The sequence below is a fragment of the Paraprevotella clara YIT 11840 genome, from assembly GCF_000233955.1.
GTDB lineage: Bacteria > Bacteroidota > Bacteroidia > Bacteroidales > Bacteroidaceae > Paraprevotella > Paraprevotella clara.
In genome coordinates this window covers 238-692 of sequence record NZ_JH376742.1, presented here as the reverse complement: position 1 = coordinate 692, position 455 = coordinate 238, and the positions used below count along the sequence as shown (strand labels likewise).

The following is a 455-nucleotide window of genomic DNA, read 5'->3' as shown; positions in this document are numbered from 1 at the left end:
CCTTTAGTTTTGCGCCTTTTTTTATAAGGTAAATAAAGGTCTTCTAACTCATTTAGTTCAAAAGAAGTCTCTATACGTTGGCGGAGTTCATCGGTAAGTTTTCCTTGCTCTTCTATCGAAGATAAAATGGTTTCTTTTCGCTTGCAAATATTGTCATATTCATTCTGAGCTTTAGCAATACGTTCAATTGCCACCTCGTCCAGATTACCAGTTTTATCTTTGCGATAGCGAGCTATAAAAGGAATAGTACAGCCTTCGGAAAGTAGTTCTAGAGTATGCTCAATAGCCCGTTCTGTCAGTTGTGTTTGATTTTTTATAAATAAAATATTGGCCATATTTTTGAAATTATGAGGCGGCAAAGGTAGCACAAAAAAGCTAAAAAAACAACAACTATTACCACCCTCTATTTATCACACTTTAGCTACCAGTCAACCCCTCTAATTCATCGAAGGATG

At 36.0% G+C, this 455-nt stretch carries 1 protein-coding gene; it reads right to left on the bottom strand.

Features of this window, described 5'->3' with window-relative positions:
* Window positions 1-335 (bottom strand): Tex-like N-terminal domain-containing protein (locus HMPREF9441_RS17370; protein WP_039865713.1); only part of this gene is annotated, 335 nt, incomplete at its 3' end.
* Window positions 336-455 lie beyond the last annotated feature (120 nt).